General features: G+C 32.3%; 34 protein-coding genes and 2 tRNA genes. 35 read left to right on the forward strand and 1 reads right to left on the reverse strand.

Annotated elements, in window-relative coordinates; translation table 4 throughout:
- Positions 1–36: 36 nt before the first annotated feature.
- The 16 genes from SERIO_RS01320 (at position 37) to SERIO_RS01395 (ending at position 14,384) form a co-directional block, all read left to right on the forward strand.
- On the forward strand, positions 37–819 hold the full coding sequence (locus SERIO_RS01320; RefSeq protein ID WP_047791123.1) for a hypothetical protein: 783 nt from the start codon (positions 37–39) through the stop codon (positions 817–819).
- Between the two features lie 50 nt (positions 820–869).
- Positions 870–2,024 (forward strand): hypothetical protein, encoded by a 1,155-nt coding sequence (locus SERIO_RS01325; protein ID WP_047791124.1) that lies wholly within the window; start codon positions 870–872, stop codon positions 2,022–2,024.
- A gap of 210 nt (positions 2,025–2,234) precedes the next feature.
- Positions 2,235–3,101: an energy-coupling factor transporter ATPase gene (locus tag SERIO_RS01330; RefSeq protein WP_047791125.1), complete on the forward strand. Its 867-nt coding sequence runs from the start codon at positions 2,235–2,237 to the stop codon at positions 3,099–3,101.
- On the forward strand, positions 3,089–4,000 hold the full coding sequence (locus SERIO_RS01335) for an energy-coupling factor transporter ATPase (RefSeq protein ID WP_047791126.1): 912 nt from the start codon (positions 3,089–3,091) through the stop codon (positions 3,998–4,000). Before SERIO_RS01330 ends, SERIO_RS01335 begins: the two co-directional genes overlap by 13 nt.
- A 17-nt stretch (positions 4,001–4,017) precedes the next feature.
- Positions 4,018–4,983 (forward strand): energy-coupling factor transporter transmembrane component T family protein, encoded by a 966-nt coding sequence (locus SERIO_RS01340; RefSeq protein WP_047791127.1) that lies wholly within the window; start codon positions 4,018–4,020, stop codon positions 4,981–4,983.
- Positions 4,984–4,985: 2 nt separating this feature from the next.
- Positions 4,986–5,723, forward strand: coding sequence for a tRNA pseudouridine synthase A (locus SERIO_RS01345; protein ID WP_047791128.1), 738 nt, complete (start codon positions 4,986–4,988; stop codon positions 5,721–5,723).
- An 80-nt stretch (positions 5,724–5,803) separates the two neighbouring features.
- Positions 5,804–7,081, forward strand: coding sequence for a hypothetical protein (locus SERIO_RS01350; protein WP_047791129.1), 1,278 nt, complete (start codon positions 5,804–5,806; stop codon positions 7,079–7,081).
- 118 nt (positions 7,082–7,199) lie between these two features.
- Positions 7,200–7,276 (forward strand) — tRNA-Ile (locus tag SERIO_RS01355).
- Positions 7,277–7,285: 9 nt separating this feature from the next.
- Positions 7,286–7,361: transfer RNA gene (locus SERIO_RS01360), tRNA-Ala, on the forward strand.
- Between the two features lie 105 nt (positions 7,362–7,466).
- Positions 7,467–7,694 (forward strand): FeoA family protein, encoded by a 228-nt coding sequence (locus SERIO_RS01365; protein ID WP_047791130.1) that lies wholly within the window; start codon positions 7,467–7,469, stop codon positions 7,692–7,694.
- Entirely contained in the window at positions 7,681–9,699 is a 2,019-nt protein-coding gene (gene feoB / locus SERIO_RS06445) for a ferrous iron transport protein B (protein ID WP_047791131.1), read from the forward strand. The genes SERIO_RS01365 and feoB overlap by 14 nt, the downstream gene beginning before the upstream one ends.
- Positions 9,700–9,811: 112 nt before the next feature.
- A complete protein-coding gene (locus tag SERIO_RS01375) occupies positions 9,812–10,741 on the forward strand; it encodes a hypothetical protein (RefSeq protein WP_047791132.1) in 930 nt (309 codons plus the stop codon).
- 70 nt (positions 10,742–10,811) lie between these two features.
- Positions 10,812–11,261 (forward strand): 50S ribosomal protein L9, encoded by a 450-nt coding sequence (rplI, locus tag SERIO_RS01380; RefSeq protein WP_047791133.1) that lies wholly within the window; start codon positions 10,812–10,814, stop codon positions 11,259–11,261.
- Between the two features lie 2 nt (positions 11,262–11,263).
- Entirely contained in the window at positions 11,264–12,631 is a 1,368-nt protein-coding gene (dnaB, locus tag SERIO_RS01385) for a replicative DNA helicase (protein ID WP_047791134.1), read from the forward strand.
- A 121-nt stretch (positions 12,632–12,752) separates the two neighbouring features.
- Positions 12,753–13,904, forward strand: coding sequence for a lipoprotein (locus SERIO_RS01390; protein WP_047791135.1), 1,152 nt, complete (start codon positions 12,753–12,755; stop codon positions 13,902–13,904).
- Between the two features lie 12 nt (positions 13,905–13,916).
- A complete protein-coding gene (locus SERIO_RS01395; RefSeq protein WP_047791136.1) occupies positions 13,917–14,384 on the forward strand; it encodes a 23S rRNA (pseudouridine(1915)-N(3))-methyltransferase RlmH in 468 nt (155 codons plus the stop codon).
- A gap of 23 nt (positions 14,385–14,407) precedes the next feature.
- Here the strand turns inward: SERIO_RS01395 and SERIO_RS01400 are convergent, their stop codons facing one another.
- Positions 14,408–14,890, reverse strand: coding sequence for a hypothetical protein (locus SERIO_RS01400; protein WP_047791137.1), 483 nt, complete (start codon positions 14,888–14,890; stop codon positions 14,408–14,410).
- Between the two features lie 261 nt (positions 14,891–15,151).
- Here SERIO_RS01400 and rpsJ point away from each other — a divergent pair, with 261 nt between their 5' ends.
- The 19 genes from rpsJ (at position 15,152) to rpsE (ending at position 24,809) form a co-directional block, all read left to right on the forward strand.
- Positions 15,152–15,457, forward strand: a complete 306-nt coding sequence (rpsJ, locus tag SERIO_RS01405; RefSeq protein WP_047791138.1) for a 30S ribosomal protein S10 — start codon at positions 15,152–15,154, stop codon at positions 15,455–15,457.
- Positions 15,458–15,526: 69 nt separating this feature from the next.
- Positions 15,527–16,315: a 50S ribosomal protein L3 gene (rplC, locus tag SERIO_RS01410; RefSeq protein ID WP_047791139.1), complete on the forward strand. Its 789-nt coding sequence runs from the start codon at positions 15,527–15,529 to the stop codon at positions 16,313–16,315.
- Between the two features lie 21 nt (positions 16,316–16,336).
- Complete coding sequence (rplD, locus tag SERIO_RS01415) at positions 16,337–16,963, forward strand: 50S ribosomal protein L4 (RefSeq protein WP_047791140.1); 627 nt, start codon at positions 16,337–16,339, stop codon at positions 16,961–16,963.
- Entirely contained in the window at positions 16,963–17,250 is a 288-nt protein-coding gene (gene rplW / locus SERIO_RS01420; RefSeq protein ID WP_025317092.1) for a 50S ribosomal protein L23, read from the forward strand. The genes rplD and rplW overlap by 1 nt, the downstream gene beginning before the upstream one ends.
- 49 nt (positions 17,251–17,299) lie before the next feature.
- Positions 17,300–18,136, forward strand: a complete 837-nt coding sequence (rplB, locus tag SERIO_RS01425; RefSeq protein WP_047791141.1) for a 50S ribosomal protein L2 — start codon at positions 17,300–17,302, stop codon at positions 18,134–18,136.
- A gap of 109 nt (positions 18,137–18,245) precedes the next feature.
- Positions 18,246–18,521: a 30S ribosomal protein S19 gene (gene rpsS, locus SERIO_RS01430; RefSeq protein WP_025317094.1), complete on the forward strand. Its 276-nt coding sequence runs from the start codon at positions 18,246–18,248 to the stop codon at positions 18,519–18,521.
- A gap of 25 nt (positions 18,522–18,546) precedes the next feature.
- Entirely contained in the window at positions 18,547–18,885 is a 339-nt protein-coding gene (gene rplV / locus SERIO_RS01435) for a 50S ribosomal protein L22 (RefSeq protein ID WP_047791142.1), read from the forward strand.
- A gap of 18 nt (positions 18,886–18,903) precedes the next feature.
- Positions 18,904–19,632 (forward strand): 30S ribosomal protein S3, encoded by a 729-nt coding sequence (rpsC, locus tag SERIO_RS01440; protein WP_047791143.1) that lies wholly within the window; start codon positions 18,904–18,906, stop codon positions 19,630–19,632.
- 3 nt (positions 19,633–19,635) lie between these two features.
- Complete coding sequence (rplP, locus tag SERIO_RS01445; RefSeq protein WP_047791144.1) at positions 19,636–20,049, forward strand: 50S ribosomal protein L16; 414 nt, start codon at positions 19,636–19,638, stop codon at positions 20,047–20,049.
- Entirely contained in the window at positions 20,049–21,059 is a 1,011-nt protein-coding gene (gene rpmC, locus SERIO_RS01450; RefSeq protein ID WP_047791145.1) for a 50S ribosomal protein L29, read from the forward strand. Before rplP ends, rpmC begins: the two co-directional genes overlap by 1 nt.
- A complete protein-coding gene (gene rpsQ / locus SERIO_RS01455) occupies positions 21,056–21,316 on the forward strand; it encodes a 30S ribosomal protein S17 (RefSeq protein WP_179945758.1) in 261 nt (86 codons plus the stop codon). The genes rpmC and rpsQ overlap by 4 nt, the downstream gene beginning before the upstream one ends.
- A 26-nt stretch (positions 21,317–21,342) precedes the next feature.
- Positions 21,343–21,711, forward strand: a complete 369-nt coding sequence (rplN, locus tag SERIO_RS01460; protein WP_047791147.1) for a 50S ribosomal protein L14 — start codon at positions 21,343–21,345, stop codon at positions 21,709–21,711.
- A gap of 10 nt (positions 21,712–21,721) precedes the next feature.
- Positions 21,722–22,042 (forward strand): 50S ribosomal protein L24, encoded by a 321-nt coding sequence (gene rplX / locus SERIO_RS01465; RefSeq protein ID WP_047791148.1) that lies wholly within the window; start codon positions 21,722–21,724, stop codon positions 22,040–22,042.
- A 22-nt stretch (positions 22,043–22,064) separates the two neighbouring features.
- Entirely contained in the window at positions 22,065–22,604 is a 540-nt protein-coding gene (gene rplE / locus SERIO_RS01470; protein WP_047791149.1) for a 50S ribosomal protein L5, read from the forward strand.
- Between the two features lie 12 nt (positions 22,605–22,616).
- Positions 22,617–22,802 carry a type Z 30S ribosomal protein S14 gene (locus tag SERIO_RS01475; protein WP_025317103.1) on the forward strand — a complete coding sequence of 62 codons (186 nt, stop codon included), beginning with the start codon at positions 22,617–22,619 and terminating at the stop codon, positions 22,800–22,802.
- A 19-nt stretch (positions 22,803–22,821) separates the two neighbouring features.
- On the forward strand, positions 22,822–23,211 hold the full coding sequence (gene rpsH / locus SERIO_RS01480) for a 30S ribosomal protein S8 (RefSeq protein ID WP_047791150.1): 390 nt from the start codon (positions 22,822–22,824) through the stop codon (positions 23,209–23,211).
- Between the two features lie 20 nt (positions 23,212–23,231).
- A complete protein-coding gene (gene rplF, locus SERIO_RS01485; protein WP_047791151.1) occupies positions 23,232–23,771 on the forward strand; it encodes a 50S ribosomal protein L6 in 540 nt (179 codons plus the stop codon).
- Between the two features lie 21 nt (positions 23,772–23,792).
- Positions 23,793–24,149 (forward strand): 50S ribosomal protein L18, encoded by a 357-nt coding sequence (rplR, locus tag SERIO_RS01490; protein ID WP_047791152.1) that lies wholly within the window; start codon positions 23,793–23,795, stop codon positions 24,147–24,149.
- A 186-nt stretch (positions 24,150–24,335) separates the two neighbouring features.
- Positions 24,336–24,809 carry a 30S ribosomal protein S5 gene (gene rpsE / locus SERIO_RS01495; RefSeq protein WP_047791153.1) on the forward strand — a complete coding sequence of 158 codons (474 nt, stop codon included), beginning with the start codon at positions 24,336–24,338 and terminating at the stop codon, positions 24,807–24,809.
- Position 24,810 lies beyond the last annotated feature (1 nt).

Genomic DNA, 24,810 nt, shown 5'->3' on the forward strand with positions numbered 1-24,810 from the left:
TATGTGACCTAACTATGAAACAAAGGAGGTATTTTGATGCGCAAGGAAGTTACAACCAATAGTCTAGTAACTATTGATAATGCTTTAGTTTGTAAATATTGTCAAAATAATATTGAAAATATTAAAGTTTTTCTTCGAACAAGAATATTTCCCAATTTATGGAATGAAGAGCTGCTATTATTACCGCTTGCCCAGGGGGCAAAGTTTTGTCAAGAACAACCATCCACAATTAATATTGCAATCATTAATTGCCATTTTAAGCAATACTATTTAATTTATTCAGAAAGTAAAGAAAAAAATCAACATCATAATGTTAAATTTAATCCAAAGGTGTTAGAAAAAGCTGACCAATGAAATCGTCAAGATCATAATGTACAAATGAATCTTGCCAATGCCAAGATTCCACCTGCAAAATTTTACTCAGCGTTACAAATTAAACCTAATTTAATTAAAACAGTAGTAAAAACCAAGAAAAAATTTAAGGCAACTCTTATCTTTACAATGATATTTTTATTAGTTGTCGGGTTATCGTTAGGAGCATGGCAAGGAATAAAATTATTTACTAATTCAACTGGGTCTGGTGAAAATAGACCCGTTGTTCCAATTATTAATCCCCGTGATTTAGGTAATTTATCAAAAGACTTAACGGGGGATTATCAAAATTATTATATTAATATTAATGATACCTCGGAAAATAGTTTACGATCAGCTATTAAACAAGTTGTACACTATGACAATAGTTTATTAGATCCTAATTTAATAAGTTTAATAGACCATCCATTAGCAACTTTACAAACAAATAATGTCCTAGACCATTAAAAACAAATAATATTGCAATCGATATTACAGTTCCTACCCAAGCGAGTTTGTTGTGAAATGGGAAAGCCACTATTAATTTAACAGTCCATAATTCTGGCCAAAAAATTAAAACATTTGATAAATCAATTGTTAATGTTAATCAAGTTAATAACCATCAATATGTTTTAACTTCTGATGATATTATTTATGATGCTAATAATGATTGAGAACAAGTTTTAACTTTATCTTCACAAGTAATGCAAATGGATGTTTCTAACATTAATGGTACTCAAGAACTTTATGGTTTTACAAAAGATAATAATTTATTTTTTATTGGGAAAAATAAAAAAGTAATTAGCCGTATTTTTAAACCCAACGGGATGTATTTCACAAAAACAATTAAAAAAACTTTACTAATCCCATTTGATTTAAACAATATTTATTATAAAAGACTTTTCTTTCTTATTTTAACAACTGATGGGTTTTTATATCAATTAGTGTTTTATCCACATTACAATACTTTTCATGTTGTAAAAGAAATTGACAGTTTAACAATAATGCCTGAAGAAGTTAATGATATTTATTATAATCCTTTGTCAAATAGTGTTGATGTTTATTACCAAACTAACTTTATTTCTTTTCCCATTAAATTAGATTTTAATATTGAACGTGATGTTAAGATAGAGCATATTCAGATTTCAAATGATTTTAAATTTGCTAAAATTTTTTATAAGAATGGATTGGAAATCAAAGTAATAAAATCTGCTAAGAGCAATCTTGTGGATGGTTTCATAATTATAGCTAATAAGATTCGACGTGAATTTATATTCCGACTGAATTATGTTGATATTTTAAATATCATCATGGATGATTCTGATAGCAATAAAATTAAATATATTTTAGCCCGTAATTATGATGAAACTTTAAAAAAAGATAACATTCAATTACTTAAAATTAATGATGATATCAGCACCGATAATTTAGGAGATCATTATGAAGTAGTATTAGAAAATTTAACTAATAATTTTTTTGAAGATGCTAACGGTCATTTGTATGTGTTTGGTAAGCAAAATAATGGGTTAACTCCATTATATTCTTCACAAAATGATTGACAGCAACCAATAACTTATTTTAATGAAGAGTTTTTGAACTATCAAGTGCAATTTGCGAAGACAACCCTAGATAACTTTTATCTTTACACAAAAAATAGTGTTTATAAATTTTAGAATAAACTATTAAGGTAATTTTGAATATTATCTGGTAGTTTATTTTATTTTAAAAAAAATATTAAAATAAATTCCTTTATTTATAATTTATATATATAATATGTTTGTAATAAATAATTTATTTAGTTAATTTTTAGATATTAGCAAATATTGCTATATAATTAATTTATAAATTTTGGGGAGAAAATACATATTAAGGTGATCAGTAAAATGGCAAGAAAGAAAAAAAATGTAGATATAACACTGGAAAAATTAAATAATATTTCATTGAAATTAACAGATATTGAATTTCGTTATCGCGAAAATCATCCCAACGCTGTTGATGGGGTTAGTTTTGAAATTAACCATGGTGAATATGTGACTATTATTGGTCATAATGGTAGTGGGAAGTCAACAATTAGTAAGATCATTATTGGTGTTTTACGTCCTCAAAATGGTAGTGTTGAAATTTTTGGAAATGTGATGACTAATTCAAAAATGAATGGGATTCGAAAATTTTTAGGAATTGTTTTTCAAAATCCAGATAATCAGTTTATTGGTTCAACCGTTCGTGATGATATTGCTTTTGGTTTAGAAAATCGCCGTATTCCCCAACCGGAAATGCAACCAATTATTGAAAGAGTGGCAAAACAAGTTGGAATGCTAGATTTTCTAAACCATGAACCCTTAATGCTATCTGGGGGACAGAAACAGCGTGTGGCGATTGCGTCAGCATTAGCTTTACAACCAGAAATATTAATTTTTGATGAAGCAACTAGTATGTTGGATCCCAAAGGAAAAAAAGAAGTTAAACAAATTATGGTTGATTTAAAAAACACTCGTGAAAAAACGATTATTTCAATTACCCACGATATGGATGAAATTTTAAATGCGGATAAGGTGATTGTGATGAATAAGGGGAAAATGGTTAAGTGTGGGAAACCAGAAGAAATTTTATATGATGAAGATTTCTTACGTTCAATTCATTTAGATGTGCCGTTTGTTTCCAAAATGATTGATTTTTTAAAGGCAGCTGGATTAAGTGTTAAGAACACCTTAAGTTTAGAGGAGTTGGTGGATGAAATATGTCAAAAATAAAAAATAAAAAAAATGATGAAGTTAAAAATTTAGAAAGTAGCGACATTGTTTTTACTAATGTTTCGCATGTTTATGCGCCGAAAACTCCGTATGAATTTAAATCGCTAGAAAATATTAATTTAACTCTTTCGCCGGGGAAAATTATCGCAATTATTGGTTCAACAGGAAGTGGAAAATCAACTTTAATTCAACATATTAATGGATTATTAATTCCAACCACTGGTGAAGTTAATGCGAATGGTTTTATTATTAAAGCTAAGCAAAAGAAAATTAAAAATATTAAACAATTGCGTAAAACCATTGGTTTAGTCTTCCAATTTCCAGAGTATCAATTATTTGAAGAAACCATTGAAAAGGATATTATGTTTGGACCAGTACACTTGGGTGAAAAAAAAGAAGTTGCCCGGGAAAATGCTAAAAAATATTTAGAAATGGTGGGGTTGCCCCTGAGTTATCTTGAACGGTCACCCTTTGACTTATCCGGAGGACAAAAACGAAGAGTAGCTATTGCCGGGATTTTAACAATGGAAGGAAATACTTTAATCTTAGATGAACCAACCGCCGGGTTAGATCCTGAAGGAGAAGAAGATTTTATTGATCTTTTCAATCGCATTAATAAAGAGCAACAAAAGCGTATTATTCTCGTTACCCATAATATGGATCATGTGCTCCAAATTGCTGATGAAGTTATTGCAATGAAAGAAGGAAAAGTTTTAAAAGTCGGAACTCCCTTCGATATTTTCCGCAATAAAGAATTATTAGAGGAATTATTGATTGAACCACCAAAAATTTATAATTTAATTTATAAACTACAAGAAAAAGGCTTAGATTTAACTAACCACGATATTCGTAACATGGCACAATTAGCCGCAGAAATTGTTAAAATGAAAAAGAAATAAGAAAGGTTGTGTAAACAATGAGATTATCATTTGGGCGTTATATTGCTTATAATTCTCCGATTCATCGAATTGATCCTCGTGTTAAATTATTCATGTTAATTGCATTGATGGCTTCAATCTTTTTTTCAACTGGTTTTAGTGGCTATGTGTTATTAGGTTGTACAGTGTTAACAATTTTCTTTATGGCTCATTTACGAGCACGAATGCTTTTTTCCTTATTAAAACCAATTTTATTTATGTTTACGGTGTTACTAATTATTAACTGTTTTTTAATTACTAATGGCTATATTGGTTGACACTGAGGAGGAAAAGCAGAAGCGTTAGGACCATCAGCCCCTGGGGGAAAAGCATGATTTTGCTTTTCTGAAAAAGCTGTGTTTAATGCTTTGTATATGGCCTGCCGGATTTATTTGATGATTATGATTACAACAATCTTAACTGCCACAACCCAGCCTTTAGACTTAACATTAGCTTTAGAAGACTTACTAAGCCCATTAAAATTAGTAAAGTTTCCAGTTCATATTTTATCAACAATTATTTCAATTGCTCTAAGAATGATTCCGACGTTAATTGAAGAAGCCGGGCGAATTATGAAGGCCCAAGCTTCGCGGGGAGTTGATTTTAAGAATGGTCATTTTAAAGATAAAATTAAATCTACCACATCTTTAATTATTCCATTATTAGTGTCAGCTTTCCAAAAGGCGGAAGATTTAGCTTATGCGATGGATGCGCGTGGTTATGATCCGCATGCAAAACGTACGCGCTATCGCCATTACCATATTAATTTTACCGATATTATTATCTTTATTTTTGTAGCTGGAATTGCTAGTGTTGTTATTGCCCAGTGAGCAACCATGGGCACAAGCGAAACATTCTATAATGTTTGGCATTGAGAAGGTAGCGGCTGAGTTTTTGGCAAAATTAAAACCGGATTTATTCCCCTACGGATTCCGCACATTGATGATTTTGTAATGGGTTGATAAGAATGTATTTACTATTAACTTTACAATATGATGGTTATGATTATCATGGCTGAGTAAAACAAAAAAATGCTAAGACAATTCAGGGTGAATTAGAAAAGGCATTTTTTCGTGTTTCTCACCAACAATTATGGATGCTAGGATCAAGTAAAACCGATCAACAAGTTCATGCCTGAGATCAAAAGGTTTTAGTTAAACTGTCGTTTATTCCTAAGGATGTCGGGTTTTTTATCAAAACTGTTAGTGCTTCATTACCATTAGATATTAATATTAAAGATTATGAAATCCGGGATGAAAATTTTGGAGTGCGCAATGTTTTAGAAAAAGAATATGTTTATACAATTAATGATGGGGCGGTTGATATTTTTAATTGCCGTTATGAATTAAAATATCCAAGATCCTTAGATGTTAACAAATTAAATCAAATTGCCCAAGTTTTTGTAGGAACCCATGATTTTTTTAATTTTTCGGGAGTTAAAAAATGAGAAAGTATTAATACTATCCGAACAATTAATAAAATTTGGGTTGAACGCAATGGTCATCATAAAATTTTAATCCATGTTCAAGCCAAGGCATTTATTCGTTACCAAATTCGGATGATGGTTCAAAATATTTTAGCGTGCTATGAAGGCAAAATTAGTTTAGCGGACATTAAAACGCAGTTAGCAAACCTTCCAGGGAGCAAAAAAACAAGTTTTTGTGCCAAACCCTATGGGTTATGTTTAGTAAAGATTACTTATTAAAAGATAGGGAATTATGATATAATATATACAAATAGAAATTATGGTCATTTTTATCAAAATGTGATGGGGTGCTAAATATTATGAGTATAAATTCAAATTTTTATATTGTTCCGAATGAAGAAGGATTTTTAGTTAAATCAGCAGCAAATGATGAGGTCGCATTATTTCGTTCACGTCGTGATGCTGAAGTTTTTATGTCTAGTTTAGAAACACCACAAAATCCGACTTATGTTCCTTTTCAACAACCGCCAGTGGTCCAACCAGTAATGCCGCCAACTTATCCAATGTACCAACCACCAGTGGCACCAACTTCTTCACCACAAGTATTCTTTATTCAACAGCCAGCCCAACAAACACCAATGATGTATCCATTTTATCCAATGGGGTTTCCGGGGATGTACCCACCTAATGGTTCTTGTGGTAGTTTTTGTGAACATCGGTGCTATGGTCATGATCATGGTGAACATCATCACCACCAATTTTATGGACAACCCGGGGGATATAAAGCCCCAGCAAATAATGCCCCAATGGGCTATGGAAATATGAATAATAATGCAATGGGTTATAATAGCAATAATTCAGCGAGTGGAACAAATTATCAGGGATCACCTAATTATCAGCCCAACATGGCTCAATCTCAACCATCAAATTTGCAACAATATCAAGCGCAAAATCAACAGCAACCGTATATAACTGAAGAATTTGTTAATCCACCAGTGTATGTTGATGAGAATAATTTTAATCCTTACAATAATGAAATGTATGCGCCCCCTGGTTATAGTGAAGGGTTAGGAAACATGGATATGACAGCAATGAACGCCTCAGCAGAATCATATTCTAATGATGAAGTTTATCGTGGTCAAGAGGTTAATAATAGTTCGGAACATAGTATCCCAAATCCTACGACGAATTATCCGCAAGCAGTATCTTCAGAGTTAACAAATGAAAATCTTAATGAGGATAATAACTCACCAGCACAAAGTGAAAATATAACACCAGTAGTAGAAACAACAAATGATCAACCATCTGTTGTGTCAAGTTCGACGCCAGAACAAGTTGAAAATCACAGTTATGTTGAAAATGAAAATGTTCAACAACAAGGTAGTTTAAATAACTTAAATTATGGGAATGAAAATCAGAACCAGGATTATTTAAATGATGATTACACAAATGATTATATTAATTTCTTAGATAATGATTTATTAACTGCTGGGTTATCAAAAAAAGAATTAAAACGGTTAAAAAAAGAAGAAGAACGTCAACAAAAAATACAAACTAAGTTAGCGAAAAAGAATACAAAAAAAGGAAAGTCTGAAAATAACTTTGATATTGAAGACTTAAGTCAAATTGTTGAATAAAAGGTTCCAAGACAATAAATATGGAACCTTTTTCTTTAAAAAAGTGTAGAAAATTATCATTTTTAGTGAAATTAACTTGTTTTTTTAATTAAGATAATGTTATAATAAGTAAGGTTTTCGGGCTATAGCTCAGCTGGTTAGAGTGCACCCCTGATAAGGGTGAGGTCGATGGTTCAAGTCCATTTAGCCCGACCATTTTTTAATGGGCCCGTAGCTCAGCTGGGAGAGCACCTGCCTTGCACGCAGGGGGTCGACGGTTCGATCCCGTTCGGGTCCACCATTTATATGTTATGTTAAAATAAAAAAATGTTTGTAAATAGGAATATTTACTTTTTTTATTTTAAAATAAGATATAATTAATAATGACAAAAAGAAGGTTGGAAATATGTTAGGAAAAGAATATTGCGGGAAAAAGGTAACAGTAGTTAGAATTAATCCGTTAATTGAAAATGAATTTTTACATAAAATTCATCAAATTGGGATTTATCCGCACCAAGAAATTGAAGTTATTAAGTATCAAAATAAAATTTTACATATTAGAGTCAATAATGTTGAATACGCAATTAACATTGACCAGGCAAAGTATATTGAGGTTAGATATGTCGTGTCATAATTCAGCTGTGAAATCCCCTAAGAAAAAAGATAAAAATAATTACTTTTTATTAGTGGGATCACCTAATATTGGTAAATCAACTTTCTTTAATCATTTAACAAATAAAACTACAATTATTGGAAACTTTGACCGAACAACAGTCGCCCCGATGGTTGGTAAAATTAAACAGACAACTGATTTGAAGTTAATGGATTTACCAGGAATTTATAATTTAAATGCCCGTGGTGATGATGATAATGTTGTTTTAAATACTATTTTTAAAACAGATTTTAGTGGTATTTTAAATGTTTTAGGAGCTAATTCGTTTTTACGCGATATGCATTTAACCATTCAATTATTAGAAACCCAAAAACCATTAGTTTTATCAATTAATATGGTTGATGAGTTAAAAAACCAACGAATTTTAAACAATAAGTTAGCAAAAATGTTAACTTGCCCAGTTGTGTTAACGGTAGCGAAAACTAATAAGGGATTAAACAATGTTCAAAAAGAATTAGCATGTCCTTTGAATGCGTTTAAATTAAATTATGGTAATGATATTGAAAGTAAAATTACCCAAATTACCGAAAAATTAACAATTAGCGGAATGTCAAAGCGGTTTTTAGCAATTCAACTATTAGAAAATAACCAAATTGCCATTGATTATTTAAAAAATAACCAGGAAAATTACGAGGAAATTTTAGCATTAACTGCTGAAAATAATAATGCCAACCAGGAAGTTATTTACCAAGTCCGTTTTGATTTTATTAAAAAGTTATACCAAGAAATTTTTGTGTTAGAAAATTCTGTTTTAGCAGTAACCAAAAATAAGATTAAAAATTGGCATGAAAAAGTTGACTATTTATTATTAAAGCGCACCTTTGGGCTCCCAATTTTTGTTTTGCTCCTAGTTGGTTTATACTACATTACCTTTGGTCCCTACACAGGTGGTTTTTTAAATGAAAAATTAGATTATTTATTTAATGATTTGCTATTAACACTCATTAAAGATAAAATGCTAGCCACTAATGCTCATCTTTTCTTAACGGGTCTCATTTGTGATGGGATTTTAGCTGGTCTGTTTGCGGTCCTACCATTTATTCCTTATATTTTGATCTTATTTTTATTTGTTGGATTATTTCAACAAAGTGGTTATTTAGCCCGCGTCTCAGTTTTAACTGACCAGTTACTATCACCCTTTGGGTTATCAGGACGGAGTGTCATTAATTTAATTTCTGGGATGGGATGTAATGTTCCTGCCATTATGATGGCGCGTAGTACAACTAATAAAAAAGAAAAATTTATTTCAATTTTTATTGCGCCCTTTATTTCTTGTTCCGCCCGGGCAACAGTATTTGCCTTTGTCGCATCAATGATTTTTACTAAAAACACATGGTTAGTTGTTTTTATCTTACAAATTTTTAGTGGGTTAACAGCTCTCTTAATTGGGTTATTATTTTCAAAAACAATGTTTCGCAAAAAAGCAAATTTATTTTTAATTGAAGTTCCCAAATGACGAACTCCTGATTTTTTAACAATTATTAAATTAATGTGGCTTGAATTAAAAACCTTTTTAATTCGGGCAGGTAAATTTATTTTATTAGGAAGTATTATTGTATGATTATTTAGTCACTTAGGAATTCACGGTGTTTTAACCGATGAGCAGATTGATCAGTCATTTATTGGCTATGTTGGACGGGGATTAAGTTATTTATTTATGCCTTTGGGATTAAACGACTGGCGAATGGCAACTAGTTTATTGTTAGCCTTTCCAGCGAAAGAACTAGCTATTAGTAATATGACTATTGTCTTTGGTAGTCAAACTGCCATTAGTTCGTTCTTTAATTTAGCCAATGGGATTAGTTTTATGTTATTTTTCTTATTATATATTCCATGTTTATCAACAATGGCGGTAATTAAAAAAGAAACTAACTGAAAAATGTTAGTATCTAACGCCTTATTTTCACTTGCAACAGCCTATATAATTGGTGTAATTGGCTATTGAATCTTCTATCCTTTGATTTAAAAAATAGTAATTAATAATACCATATTTAATAGTAAAAATGCAATTTTTTTGATAAAATTATATAGAAAAAGATATTGATAGGTCAAAGAATTTTGATAGATGGGAAGTAATTATGTCAATTTTTGATAAAAATGAAAATGAGAAGTATGCTTATTTTTTAACGAATTTTAAAGAACTTGTGGCCGATTGAGTTGTGATGGTTGGGGATCCTTATATTAAAACAGCTCTTGATACTGCTTCAATAAAATTATTTGGGATGAATGTTGAAAAAGCAATGAGTTTTTTTGACATTGATTTACATAAAAACCAAAAACTATTAGATATTGGGGCTATTAATGAAGTTTATAGTTTAGATTTGTTAAATGATATTGAACTGGAACACAATAAAAAAACCAAAAAGAAACCAGAAGCTTTAAGTAAGGATGCGATCTATGACATTATTGATGAATTATTTGAAGATGATTCTGATGTGTTAAGATTTTGTGAATATACTTTAAATGTTGTTTTAACAGTTGATGAAGCCGAACAAAAAGCAATCACTGCTATTAATAACTATCGTTCAATTGCTTTTATGAACTATTCAACGAGAATTTTTGAATTAATTGAATGGTTTGGAATTACAGTTAACCAAGTAACAGTAAATGGTCTGAATGTCCATAAGTTTGGTTCGCAAAATAATGCGCCCAGTAACAGCCGTGCCAAAAAACATATAAATAATTTTCGCCATCATCACAAAAAAAATGTTCAGGAAAATGGTGATGACTTAGCACCTAATAAAGAACAAATTTTTACTGAATATTTTTCATACAATGGTAACATTAAAGAAAAGATTGTGCAAATGAAAAAAATCCTGCCCTTACTAAATGAAAAGCGGGAGGAATTAAAAGAATTTAATCCAAAGTTAGAATATGAAATCTTTAATTTTTTAAACCATGCTGAATATCGCCCAGCCATTACGGTTGAAAATAAGGATTATGAAAAAGTTATGGATAAAGTTTTTAAAAAAGCAGTCTTATGTTTATATTTATTGGAAATGGAATAGGATCAATATATTTATATATTGATTTTTTTATTGGCATTTTTACGATATAATCATACTTAGGTGATTATCAATGAAAGTGATCTTAATAAAAGATGTTAAAGGAAAAGGAAAAGTAAATGATGTTATTAATGTTGCGGATGGTTATGCCAAGAATTTTTTAATTAAAGAACATCTAGCAATTCCAGCCACTGAACATAATTTACAAAAATTACAGGAAGTCTTAGCTACTAATAAAGCTGTTGAACAAGCAGAAATTAATGAGCTTCAAAAATTGAAAACTCAGTTAGAAAGTTTAACTTTAAACTTTAAATTAAAAGTCCACGATAATAAAGTTTTTGGTTCGGTTTCATTAACTCAAATTGAGGACCGCTTAGCCAAAGAATATAATATTAAAATTAATAAAAAGAAATTTACTGAAAATCATAATTTAACAAGTATTGGTTTGCACTATTTAAAAATAAAATTACACCATGATATTATTGCAACCTTAAAAGTGATAGTTGACAAAAAGGAGAGCTAACCATGAGTGAATTAGCAAATGAAAATTTACAAAAAATTAATGTCATTAAGGATGCTGAGCAAAATGTTTTAGCTATTGCCGCACACTCGATTGCGGGAGCTGAAGAAATTTTTGCGCTTTTAACGGATGAAGATTTTACCACAATGAATTATAAAGTAATCTTTAAAGCATTATATGAATTATTCGCTAATAAAATTGCCATTGATATTACAACTTTAAGTAATCAAATGTTAAAAGATAATTTGTTAAATAAAATTGGTGGAATTGAATACTTAACTGATTTATTCCAGTCATATACAACTGATGCCAATCTTAATGAATATTTAGATATTATTATTAAAAATACAACCGCCCGAAGATTAAAAGCAGTTATTGATGGTATTAACAAAGAGATTGATTCCCACCAGCCAATTGAAGAAGTGGTTAGCAAAGCTGAAAAAGAAATTTTAGATGTTAAACGCGAACGCAAAGGGAACTTGTTTAAGACTTCTTTTGATGAAGTTGACAAAGTTTTACAAAAAATTGAAATGTTAGAAAACTCTGGTGAAATTTTAACGGGAAGTCCTAGTGGTTTTAAAGATCTTGATAAAATGACATCTGGTTTTCAAAAGGGTGATTTTGTTATTTTAGCGGCTCGTCCTTCGATGGGGAAAACTGCTTTAGCGTTAAATTTTGCTGTTAATTGTGCCCACCAAACAAAAGATGCAGTTGCGATTTTTTCTGTCGAAATGCCAAGTGAACAATTAATTCAACGGATGATTGGAACAATTTCAACTGTTGATTCCACAAAAGTCCGGAATGGAAAAGGGCTAACGGAAGAAGATTGAAAAAAAATTACCAAAGCAGGAGATGCATTAAAAAAAGCAAAATTATTTATTGATGATACGCCAGGTTTAAAAGTAATTGAATTACAATCAAAATTACGAAAACTATGCCGTGAAAACAAAGTTTCGTTAGTTGTAATTGATTATCTCCAATTATTAAGTACTGGTTTGCATTTTGGTGATTCACGTCAACAAGAAGTATCAACCATTTCTCGCCAGTTAAAAGCCCTCGCTCGGGAATTAGAAGTTCCGATTGTTTGTTTATCACAGTTATCTCGTTCAGTTGAAAAACGAGAAGATAAACGACCAATTATGTCGGATTTAAGAGATTCGGGAGCCATTGAACAAGATGCTGATATCATTATGTTTTTATACCGTGAAGAATATTATAGTGCCCATGAAAATTGAAATGAAGATAATAACTTTAATGAAACTGAAAAAGCCCAGTTAATTCTTTCAAAACACCGAAATGGCCCAACGGGATCAGTGGACTTATTGTTTGTTAAAAAACATGGTTCATTTGCCAACTTTGGTTTTCAAAAATAATTAAATTGCAGAAATTATTAGGGATAAAATCTATTAATTTTTAATTATTTTATTTGCTATTAAAAATAAAATAAAGTATGATTATTAAAGAAAGATTTACTTAGGAGGAGAAGAATTTTAAATGCGCAAATTATTATCAATTTTTACAGTAGCGACCTTAATAACAACATCAGCTTCTTCTTTAATAGCATGTAAGGCCGGGGATGGGCAATTATTGCCAATGTTTATCTATAATGCTGATAAAGGATTTTATCATAACCCAACAGCAAGTGAAGCTGACGGAGTGCTTGATCCATATTCATCAACTGCTGATACCCAATACAGTTTAAATGGGGGAGCAGTTAGTTTACAAACGAACATTGCGTTACCATTCTTATATGGTCTTAATTTAACTGACGATAATAGTGGGGGTCAAAAAGGTGCCAAATGAAGTAAAGACCAAATTAATAGTGGTTTAAAAGCCCAAAAAGATAAGCTAATTTCCTCAGCAACTGGAGATGCAAAAACAGCATGAGAATCATTCTTTAATAATTATTCAACGACGGCTGATTCCTTCTATACTCAAGTTGCCTTAGTGAATACTGATAATCCAGATGTTACAATTGATGGGTCAAATCCAAAACAAATTGTCCAAAAAACAAGTAATTATGAAAAAACCACAGATAAAAATTATGTTAGCAAAAATGCCGATGATATTATTGTCACAAAAGATTCATTAAATGTATTAACTCCAATTAAACAAGTGGTTGATTGGTTAAATACTCCTGCTAATAATTATAATACCCAAGCGAAAGATGCTTCAAATGATAAAGTATTACAATCAACAAGATATGTTTTAGTTGAAATCCCAAGCCTTACTTTTACTTTTGAGTTTACAAATCAAAATAATATATATACTTTTAAATCAACAGTCCAACATGTAACGGGGGTTATTAACTATTTATCATATCGTGATCCTAATAGTAAAGATGATGCTAAAGCATATGGTCACCAATGATTTTTTGTTGGCTATAACTTCTATGATTTAGCAAATACTAGTGCTTATCAAGATGATGATTATCACCAATACCGTGTTAAAATGCCAATTCCGTTTGCAGATAAAGTTACGTTAGCCCAAGGATTTGTTAATAAAGGTGATCCTGTCAATCCAATTAAACCAGAAGATGCAAGTAAAGTTGGTTCGAATGGGGTCTTTAAAGTCCGCAGTGCTAATTATTCAATTCCTGATCTAATTTGAACAATTGATCCAAATTCAATTAAGTCTAATCATTAGTGGCACTTTCCGGTGGATATTAAAATTATTGTTGTTGGCACATTAGATAAAAATTATTTAACAGAAGGTAATGATTTATTTCTAACCCGGATTAAGCATTATAGTAAAATTGAAATTATTGAATTAAAAGAAATTAGTCACTATGATGTCGCTAAAAATATTAAAGCACAAACTGCCCTAGTGCGTGATAAATTAAGTGCTTATTCAGAATATGTTAAAGTTTTATTAGATATTAATGGTAAGCAGGTGACTAGTTTACAATTAGCAAATTTAATTCAAGAAGTTAAAGACTTTCAAAATGCTAAACTAGCATTTATTATTGGGGGTAGTGATGGACTTGATAATGAGTTACTATCCAAAGTTAATTATCGTCTTAGTTTAGGGTTAATTACTTTACCCCACCAATTATGCCGGTTAATTTTATTAGAACAGATTTATCGTTCTTTTAAAATTATTAATAATGAAAAATATCATAAATAAAATAGGTTATTTCTCTCAATAACCTATTTTTTCTTTGTCTTTCAATTTTTCATGTTAGCTGCCATTAATTCCCGTTTTCGTTGGCGGGCTAATTCGGATAATCCGGTGGTAGACTTTTCCATTAATAATTGTCGATAGATTTTATTATTTTTTTGTTTTGCTAATTTAATGATCTTTACCCGGTCCGCAACTGTCATATGATTAATATCAATATAGTTGGGATCATCAGTTTTATAAGCTGCTTTTTTTAGTTCATTATTTTTTTTTTTTTTTTGGGCATTTAATAAGATTTTATACATTGGATTATTTTTATCAATAGTTTTTTTGGGATCACGAACAACTTGCTGGCGCGGGCGTTTGTTAATTTCATGGTCCCGGGAAAGTTTTCGTTGTAAATTTTCATCTTGAAATCGCCGCGATTCTAATTTAAATTGTTGAATCCTTTGGTAGCGATCATCGGTTGTTAAATTAACCGCTTGTTTATTTGCTGTTGGCTTTTTCCCCATTACCATCCATCCTTATGTTCTAACTCTTACCATATTTACTATATTTCATGTTATTTTAATTATATCTTATAATTAGAACGAGTGGTTTATTTCTAAAAAAATTTCATTTTTTTATTAGAAAACCCTTGCAATATTTATCATTATTCAATACAATTTAATAGCATGTATATTTTATGCGAATTGTTGTGGTCTATCAATGATACACTGATAACCGTTGTCAATGGTTCAGCAAAAAGTATAATAAAATTAGGAGGAGAATTTATGGCTCAGACAAAAATGAGAATAAAATTAAAAGGTTACGACCACCGCGTAGTGGACCAATCAATTTCTAAAATCATTGAAGCAGCGCAAGCTGCTGGCGCAGAAGTTAAAGGACCGATTCCTTTACCAACTGATAAAGAAATTATTACAATTATTCGTGCTACTCATAAATATAAAGATTCACGTGAACAATTTGAGAGAAGAACCCATAAAAGAGTAATTGATATTATCAATCCGAGCGCTAAAGTGATGGATACCTTAACTAGAGTACAACTACCTAGTGGGGTTGAAATTGAAATGAAGTAATTAGCTTTAAAATATTCTTTGTAAATTATATTAAAGATATACATGACGCATTTTCAAGGAGGAAAAGAAATGAAAGGAATCTTAGGACGTAAAATTGGGATGACCCAAGTCTTTGCAACAGACGGACGGTTAGTACCAGTTACAGTAGTTGAAGTTCAACCTAACGTTGTTTTACAAGTTTTAACAAAAGAAAAACAAGGTTATGACGCATTACAACTAGCTGTTGAAGATAAAAGAGTTAACCTTGTTTCAAAACCAGATCAAGGTCAATTCAAAAAGGCAAACACAACACCTAAGCGCTTCGTAAAAGAAATCAGAAATATGAACGGTTATCAGACCGGTGATATTATTAAAGCTGACATCTTTACTGCTGGGGAATTCGTTGATGTGACCGGAATTTCAAAAGGAAAAGGATTTACTGGTTCAATTAAAAGACATAATTATTCACGAGGTCCAATGGGACATGGTTCAGGGTATCATCGTGGCGTTGGATCAATGGGAGCGATTGCCCCTAACCGCATTTTAAAATCAAAAAAAATGCCAGGGCATATGGGAGCTGAACAAGTAACAATCCAAAACTTAGAAATTATTGCAATTGATGTTGAAAAAAATGCTTTATTAGTTAAGGGATCAATTCCTGGTCCAAAAAAACAAGTTGTTATTGTTAAAGAAGCAATTAAGGGATTAACCCCAAATACACCAACCGAACTCTTAGTGAGAACTGTTAAACCAGAACCAAAAGTTGAAGTAAAAGAAGAACAAGCACCTGCGCCAGCAGCTCCAGTTGAAGATAACCAAACTGTTGAAACATCAACAGCACCCGTTGCTTCTGAGCCAGCTAGTGAAGAAGCTAAATAGTGTGGAAGGAAAATAAGAAACATGAAAGTACAAGTATTTGATACTAAAGGAACTAGTGTTAAAGAAATTAACCTAAATGATGCTATTTGAGGAATTGAACCGCACCAACAAGCAATGTATGATGCTGTGGTTGCCCAACAATCAGCAATGCGTCAGGGAACACACAAAGTTAAAACAAGAACTGAAGTATCTGGTGGGGGAAGAAAACCATGAAGACAAAAAGGAACTGGTCGTGCCCGTCAAGGTTCAATTAGAGCGCCCCAATGAAAAGGTGGGGGAATTGTGTTTGGACCAACTCCCGATAAAAACTATATTAAGCATGTTAATCGCAAAGTTAGAAAACTATCGATTAAATCAGCATTATCATTAAAAGCAAAAGAAAGCAATTTAGTTATCGTTGACCAATTTGCCCTAAATGAGCCATCAACTAAAACAATGGTTGAAATTCTAGCCAATTTAAAAGTTAATAATGAAAAATTATTAATTGTAACAAAACCAGGAGATGAAGTTATTGTAAAGTCATCTCGTAATATTGAAAAAGTAAATATTATTCCAAGTGATGGAATCAATATTTATGACTTATTAAATGCGAATAAATTATTAGTTAGCGAAGAAGTTATTAAAACAATTGAGGAGGTGTACGCCTAATGCATATTACTAATGTTATTAAGAAACCAATTTTAACTGAAAAATCATATAACAATATGGCACAAGGGGTATACACATTCGAAGTTGCACGTGGTGCTAATAAAGTACAAATCAAAAAAGCTTTTGAAAAAATCTTTGAAGTAAAGGTAGCAAAAGTGAATGTAATTAACTATGATCCAAAAGAAAAAAGAATGGGAAAATTTGTTGGTGAAACAACTCATACCAAAAGAGCCATCATCAAATTAAAACCAGGTGAAACATTGGATTTATTAGGAGAAGATAAATAGTTCCAGGATACAACTATCTGGATATTTGGCTTAAGGAGGATAAATACAAATGCCAATTAAAAGTTATAAACCAGTCACTAATGGGCGACGTAATATGACAACCCTGGATTATTCAGTTTTAACAACTGACAAACCAGAAAAGTCATTATTACAACCATTAAAAAAACGTGGTGGACGAAATAACCAAGGGGTTATTACTACTAGACACCATGGTGGTGGGCATAAAACAAAATATCGTCTTGTTGACTTTAAACGGAACAAAGATAATGTTATTGGAAAAATTGCCTCAATTGAATATGATCCGAACCGTAATGCTTTTATTTCATTAGTGCATTATATGGATGGAGAAAAACGATACATTTTAGCGCCCAAAAACATTCAAGTGGGAATGGAAATTATCAGTGGTGAAAAAGTGGATATTAAAGTTGGAAACAACATGAAATTAAAAAACATTCCAGAAGGAACATTAGTGCATAATATTGAACTACGTCCGGGAAAAGGGGGCCAAATGGCACGCTCGGCTGGTTCATCAGTGCAAATCTTAGGGAAAGATGAAGATGGTAAGTATGTTACCCTTCGTTTAACATCAGGAGAAGTTCGCAAAGTGTTAGCGGAATGTCGTGCCACAATTGGTGAAGTTGGGAACGAAGACTATGCTTTAGTTAACTGAGGAAAAGCTGGTCGGAACCGTTGACGCGGCATTCGACCAACTGTTCGTGGGTCAGTTATGAACCCTAACGACCACCCACATGGTGGGGGAGAAGGTAAAGCTCCGGTTGGTCGGAAAGCACCAATGACACCATGGGGTAAAAAAGCCTTGGGTGTTAAAACTCGTAATCAGAAAAAAGCTTCTACAAAATTGATTGTCCGAAGACGTCCTAAATAGTTTAATTAAATTGTTTTGATGGTCACTACTTAATTTTGTAAAGCCTAAGATAGTAAACATCACATTTAATTTAAAAAGGTTATTTAGAAAAAAAAGGAGGTAAATGCAGATGTCACGAAGTCTAAAAAAAGGACCATTTGTTGATGAACATTTACTAAAAAAAGTAGAAGCTTTAAATGCAAATAGTAAAAAAGAAGTTATTAAAACGTGATCTAGAAGAAGCACAATTTTCCCGGAATTTATTGGTCATACCTTTGCAGTACATAACGGAAAAGAACATATTCCCGTGTATGTTACTGAAGATATGGTTGGTCATAAATTAGGGGAATTCTCTCCGACAAGAAAATTCGGCGGTCATGGGGATGACAAGAAAAAGAAAAAATAATTATTAGAAAGTGAGATATATATAAATGAATGTACAAGCACACTTAAGAATGATTAGAATTTCACCCCGTAAAGTTAGTTTGGTTGCCGATTTAATTCGTAATAAAAAAGTTGGAGAAGCAATTGTCATTCTAGATAACACAAATAAAAAATCATCGGTGCCAGTTAAAAAACTGGTTAAATCAGCGGTGGCAAATGCTGTTAATAATAACGGCTTAGATGCTGATAAATTATTTATTAAAGAAATCTTCGTTAACGAAGGACCAACATTAAAACGTTTCCGCCCCCGTGCCCACGGAAGAGCATATGAAATTTTAAAGAGAACTAGTCACATCACAATTACCGTTAGTGATGGAGCACAATAAGAAAGGAAGATAACAAATATGGGTCAAAAAGTTAGTCCAACTGGGTTACGAATTGGAGTTATCAAAACATGAGATTCACGTTGATACGCTGAGAAACAAGATTTTGTGAATTGATTACACCAAGATATCAAAATTAGAAAAGCACTAATGCAAAAATTAAAAAATGCAAGTGTTTCTAAAATTGAAATCGAAAGAACTAAAAAAGAAATCGTTATCTTTATTAGAACTGCTCGTGTTGGTGTGGTATTAGGACAAGAAGGAAAAAACATTCCCGAATTAGTTAAATTAATTCGCAAAACAATTCATGATCGCAAAATGGAAATTAAAATTAATGTGGTTGAAATTAAAAACCCTGATATTGATGCACAATTAGTTGCCAATACAATTGCTGAACAAATTGTTAACCGGGCATCATTTAGAACTGTCCAAAAATTAGCAATTCGTAAGGTAATGAAAGCGGGAGCCAAAGGAATTAAAACATCAGTTTCAGGTCGTTTAGGGGGAGTTGACATGGCTCGTACCGAAGGATATTCGGAAGGAATCGTGCCGTTAGCAACCCTAAGAAGTGATATTGATTATGCGCTAGCGGAAGCTTTAACAACTTATGGACAAATTGGGGTTAAAGTATGAATTTGTAAAGGTGAAATCTTAGGAAACCAACTAGTTTCATATACTGATGAAAAACCAAAATGAGAAAAAAAAGACTTTAACAAAAAACCTTTTAACAAGGATAAGGAGGCGAAATAGTTTATGTTAATACCAAAAAGAACAAAATATCGTCGTCCCCACCGAATCAGTTACGAAGGAAAAGCTAAAGGAAATACCAAAGTTGATTTTGGAGAATATGGTTTACAATCATTAGATGGGACTTGAGTTACTAACCGTCAAATTGAAGCTGCGCGGATCGCAATGACACGTTATATGAAACGTTGAGGAAAAGTATGAATTAGAATCTTTCCCCACATGGCAAAAACTAAAAAACCATTAGAAGTACGGATGGGAAGTGGGAAAGGAGCACCAGAAGACTGAGTAGCAGTTGTTAAGACTGGAACTATTATGTTTGAAGTCGCTGGTGTTGATGAAGAAACAGCAAGAGAAGCGTTACGTTTAGCAATGCATAAATTACCAGTGCGTTGTAAAATCGTTAAAAGAGGTGAAGAATAATGTTGAATAGTGAGTTATTAAAAAAAACAACTGAAGAGTTAAAAAAACTAGAGGAAGAATCACGAGCAGAATTATTTGCTTTAAAATTCCAAGCGGCAATGGGAAACTTAGAAAAACCCCACCGTATTAGTTTACTAAGAAAACAAATTGCTCGCATTTTAACTATTATTAGTCAACGCCGAATTGCTGGAGAAAATACCCAAATTAACGTTAAAATTGATTTAAAAGAAACATATGCCAAAATTGAAAAAGAATCACAAGCTTTTGCCAAAGAACGAAAAGCCAAAATTGAAAAAATGATGGCCGACCAAGAGGTAAAAGAAAATGATTTCTCTTCATTGATGGATTTACCACTAGATGAAGCAATGCTAGGGAACGAAGCTAGTTCAGAAGCTGAACCAGTGGCGAGCGAAGCACCTACTGAAGAATCAACAACAAAAACTGCTAAACCAGCAACAAAAAAACCGGCTCCTAAAAAACCGGTTGCTGAAAAAGCAGTTGCTGAGAAAGCACCAGCACCAAAGGCATCTTCAAAACCAGCTGCTAAACCAGCGTCACCTGCAACAAAAGGTGATGCTTTAAAAAGTTTAATTGCTAAAAATGAAGCCGAAAAAGATGCCAAAGCCAAAGCAACAACGCCCAAACCAGCGAAACCAGCAACGGTTACTGTTAAATCAGTAACTAGTGCGAAAGCAGAAATTGAAGTGGAAAAATTAGCACCAAAAACTGCGAAGGGTACTGGGGAAGTTAAAGCTAAAGTTGAAAAAGATGCCAAGGCGAAACTAGCAGAAATGAAGAGTACTTTAGCGGCGGGAACTGCTAAAGGAAAAGGAACTGGTGTTAAAATTGATATCAGTACTAAGCAAAAAGACCCTAATGCAAAAGAATATACATATGGGGCCAACTGGGAAGAAAACCGTGATAAAATTGCCAAAGCAACAACTAAAAAAGTTAGTGCTACTAGCGAAACTGCCAAAAAAACAACAGCTAAGAAAGGAACAACAAAATAATGGAAAGAAATTGTCGTAAAATTTTACAAGGACGAGTAGTTTCAGATAAATCTGATAAAACAATTGCCGTTCTTGTTGAAACATACAAAAACCACCCCTTATATGGTAAACGAGTTAAATATTCAAAAAAATATTTAGCCCATGATGAACAAAATGAAGCTCACATCGGAGATAAAGTAAGTATTATGGAAACAAGATCACTATCAAAAGTTAAACGCTTTCGTTTAATTGCCGTGATCCAAAAAGCAATTGGTTAAGATAGGAAAACTGTGAGGAAGAAATAATGATCCAACAAGAATCTAGATTAAAAGTTGCTGATAATTCGGGAGCGAAAGAAGTTTTAGTTATTAAAAACTTAGGTGGTTCATTTCGTAAGTTTACTAATATAGGTGATATTGTTGTATGTACTATTAAAAAAGCTGTTCCTGGTGGGATTGTTAAAAAAGGACAAGTTGTTAAGGCAGTAATTGTTCGTACAAAACGCGGACTCCACCGCAATGATGGTAGTCACATTCGGTTTTCAGAAAACGCGGTTGTAATTATTAAGGAAGATAAAACACCAAGAGGAACTCGGATTTTTGGTCCGATTGCCAGAGAAGTTAAAGAAGCAGGATTTAGCAAGATTGCTTCGTTAGCGCCAGAAGTACTATAGGAGGATAACCATGATAAAATTAAAATTTAAAAAAGGTGACTTAGTAAAAGTTATTTCTGGAAAACATAAAGGTGTTGAAGGTCCAATTATGAAAATCATTCGTGATAAAAACCGGGTTGTAATTGAAGGAATTACTAATACTAAACATGTAAAGCCATCACAAGACAATACTGAAGGGGGAATCCAAGCGGTTCCTGCTTCAATTCACATCTCAAATATTGCATTAATTGATCCGAAAAATAAAAAAGAAACCACAAAAATTAGTTATCAAATCAATGATAATGGTAAAAAAACAAGAATTGCTCGTAAATCAAAAGCGCATTTGGCGTAAGAAAGGAATAACAAGATAAAATATGGAACGAATTGAAAAACGTTATAAAGAAGAAATTTTACCAGAGTTATTCAAAGAGCAAGGTTACCAATCAATTATGCAAGTTCCGAAGGTTACAAAAATTGTAATTAATGTCGGAGCTGGAGATGCGACTCAGAATTCAAAAGCAATTGAAGATGTTGTTAACGAGTTAAGTTTAATTGCCGGATTACGTCCAGTTGTAACCTTAGCGAAAGGTTCAATTGCTTCATTTAAATTACGGGAAGGAATGCCAATTGGGGCAAAAGTTACTCTTCGCGGAAAAAAAATGTACCAATTTTTAGATAAATTAATTAATATTGCTTTACCACGGGTAAGAGATTTCCGTGGCGTTAGCAAAGATGCTTTTGACGGCAGAGGAAATTATTCATTAGGAATTAAAGAACAAATCATTTTCCCCGAAATTGACTATGATAAAGTTAAAAAAATTCGAGGAATGGATATTACGATTGTAACAAGTGCCAACAAGAACGAAGATGCTTATGCATTATTGAAAAAAATGGGAATGCCATTTAAAAAATAGGGGGAAAGAAACATGGCTAAAAAATCATTAAAAGTTAAACAAGCTCGTCATCCAAAATTTAAAGTAAGAGGCTACACTCGTTGTGGAAACTGTGGACGTCCTCATGCGGTATTACGTAAATATAACTTATGTCGTTTATGTTTTAGAGATTTAGCTTACAAGGGACAAATCCCAGGTGTTAGAAAAGCTTCATGATAGAAAGAGAGACTAGATAATTATGATGATCGATCCAATTGCTGATATGTTAACAAGAATCAGAAATGCGAACCAACGGCTACATAAAAGTGTGGTAATGCCACCAAGTAAAATGAAAGTTAAATTAGCTGAAATTTTAAAAGCCGAAGGTTACATTGAAGATTTTAAAGTAACAGGAGAAGTTAAAAAAGAATTAAGTATCTTGCTAAAATATAAAGGAAAAACAAAAGTTATTTCAGGGTTAAAAAGAATTTCAAAACCAGGACTACGAGTTTATGTAACTGTTGATAGAGTACCTCAAGTATTAAATGGATTAGGGATTGCAATCATTTCAACAAGCCAAGGGGTTATGACGGATAAAATGGCAAAACAAGCTCATCTCGGTGGGGAAGTTATTGCTTATGTGTGATAGAAGGTTACAGAGGTAGCAAAATGTCTCGAATTGGAAATCGCGAATTAAAAATCCCAACCGGTGTTGAAATTACAGTCCAACCAAATAATGTTATTGTTAAAGGCACAAAAGGACAATTAGAACAAAAAATTCCTAATGTTATCAAAGTCGAAGCAAAAGATGGGGTTGTTAAAACAACCAGAGTTAACGAAGTTAAACATACTAAACAATTACACGGAACTATTAATTCACTAATCCAAGGAATGATCCAGGGAGTTAGTGTTGGGTTCAAAAAAGAATTAGAAATCTCCGGGGTTGGTTATAAAGCTAACTTACAAGGAGATAAACTAATGTTAAACTTAGGGTTCTCTCATCCAATTGAATATCATATTCCAAAAGGAATTACCCTAACTGTCCCAAAACCAACGCAAATTACAGTAGAAGGAATTTCAAAACAATTAGTAGGTGAAGTTGCTGCTAATATTAGAAACTTTAAAAAACCAGAACCTTATAAAGGAAAAGGGATTAAATATAAAAATGAACACATTATTCGTAAAGAAGGAAAATCAGCTGGTAAATAACAGCAGGGAAGGAAAAAGAAGATGAATAACAACTCACGTAGTAGTAATCGCAAAAAAAGACATTATCGTGTGCGTAACAAAATTTCTGGAACCTCGCAACGACCAAGATTGAATGTGTTCAAATCAAACGGCCACTTTTATGCCCAATTGATTGATGATGTGAAACAGACAACCCTTGCTTCCGCATCAACTTTAAAAATGAAAGATTTAAAATCAACTTCAAACATCGCTGCTGCTGAACAAGTAGGAGCTGAAATTGCTAAATTAGCAATTGCTAAGAAAGTTACCAATGTCGTATTTGATCGTAGTGGGTATTTATACCACGGAAAAGTAAAAGCATTTGCAGAAGCCGCCCGTAAAGCTGGCTTAAAATTCTAATAAAGGAGAAAGAAAATAATGGCAGAAAATAAAGAAGCATTAGCAGTTAATACTAATGACCAAGGAAAACCAGCAGAACAAGCACCCGCAAAATCACACCAAGAAGGAAAACCAAATTTCCACCAAAACAAACCTTTTAATAAACAAGACAACAAATGATTTAACCGTCGTGATAACCAAGACAACATGTTTGAAGAAAAAGTTGTTGCAATTAACCGGGTTACAAAAGTAACAAAGGGTGGTCGTCACTTCCGCTTTGCCGCGGTTGTTGTAATTGGTGATAAAAAAGGAAAAGTTGGCTTTGGAACTGGAAAGGCTAATGAAGTACCTGATGCAATTAAAAAAGCAATTAAAGAGGCCAAAAAACAACTAGTAAGAGTTCCAATTGTGGGAACAACAATTCCCCATGAAGTTATTGGTCACTTTGGAGCTGGGAAAGTGATGATGAAACCAGCCAAAAAAGGGACGGGAGTAATTGCTGGAGGACCAGTGCGTGCTGTGATTGAACTTTCAGGATTAGCAGATGTTTATACGAAATCATTAGGATCAAATACCCCAATTAATATTTTACGAGCAGCTTTTGAGGGATTCAAAGAATTAAGAACAGCGGACCAAATTGCCAAATTACGTGGTAAAACACCAGAAGAATTACTAGGATAAG

The sequence above is a fragment of the Spiroplasma eriocheiris genome, assembly GCF_001029265.1.
In the GTDB taxonomy this organism is placed as follows: domain Bacteria; phylum Bacillota_I; class Bacilli_A; order Mycoplasmatales; family Mycoplasmataceae; genus Spiroplasma; species Spiroplasma eriocheiris.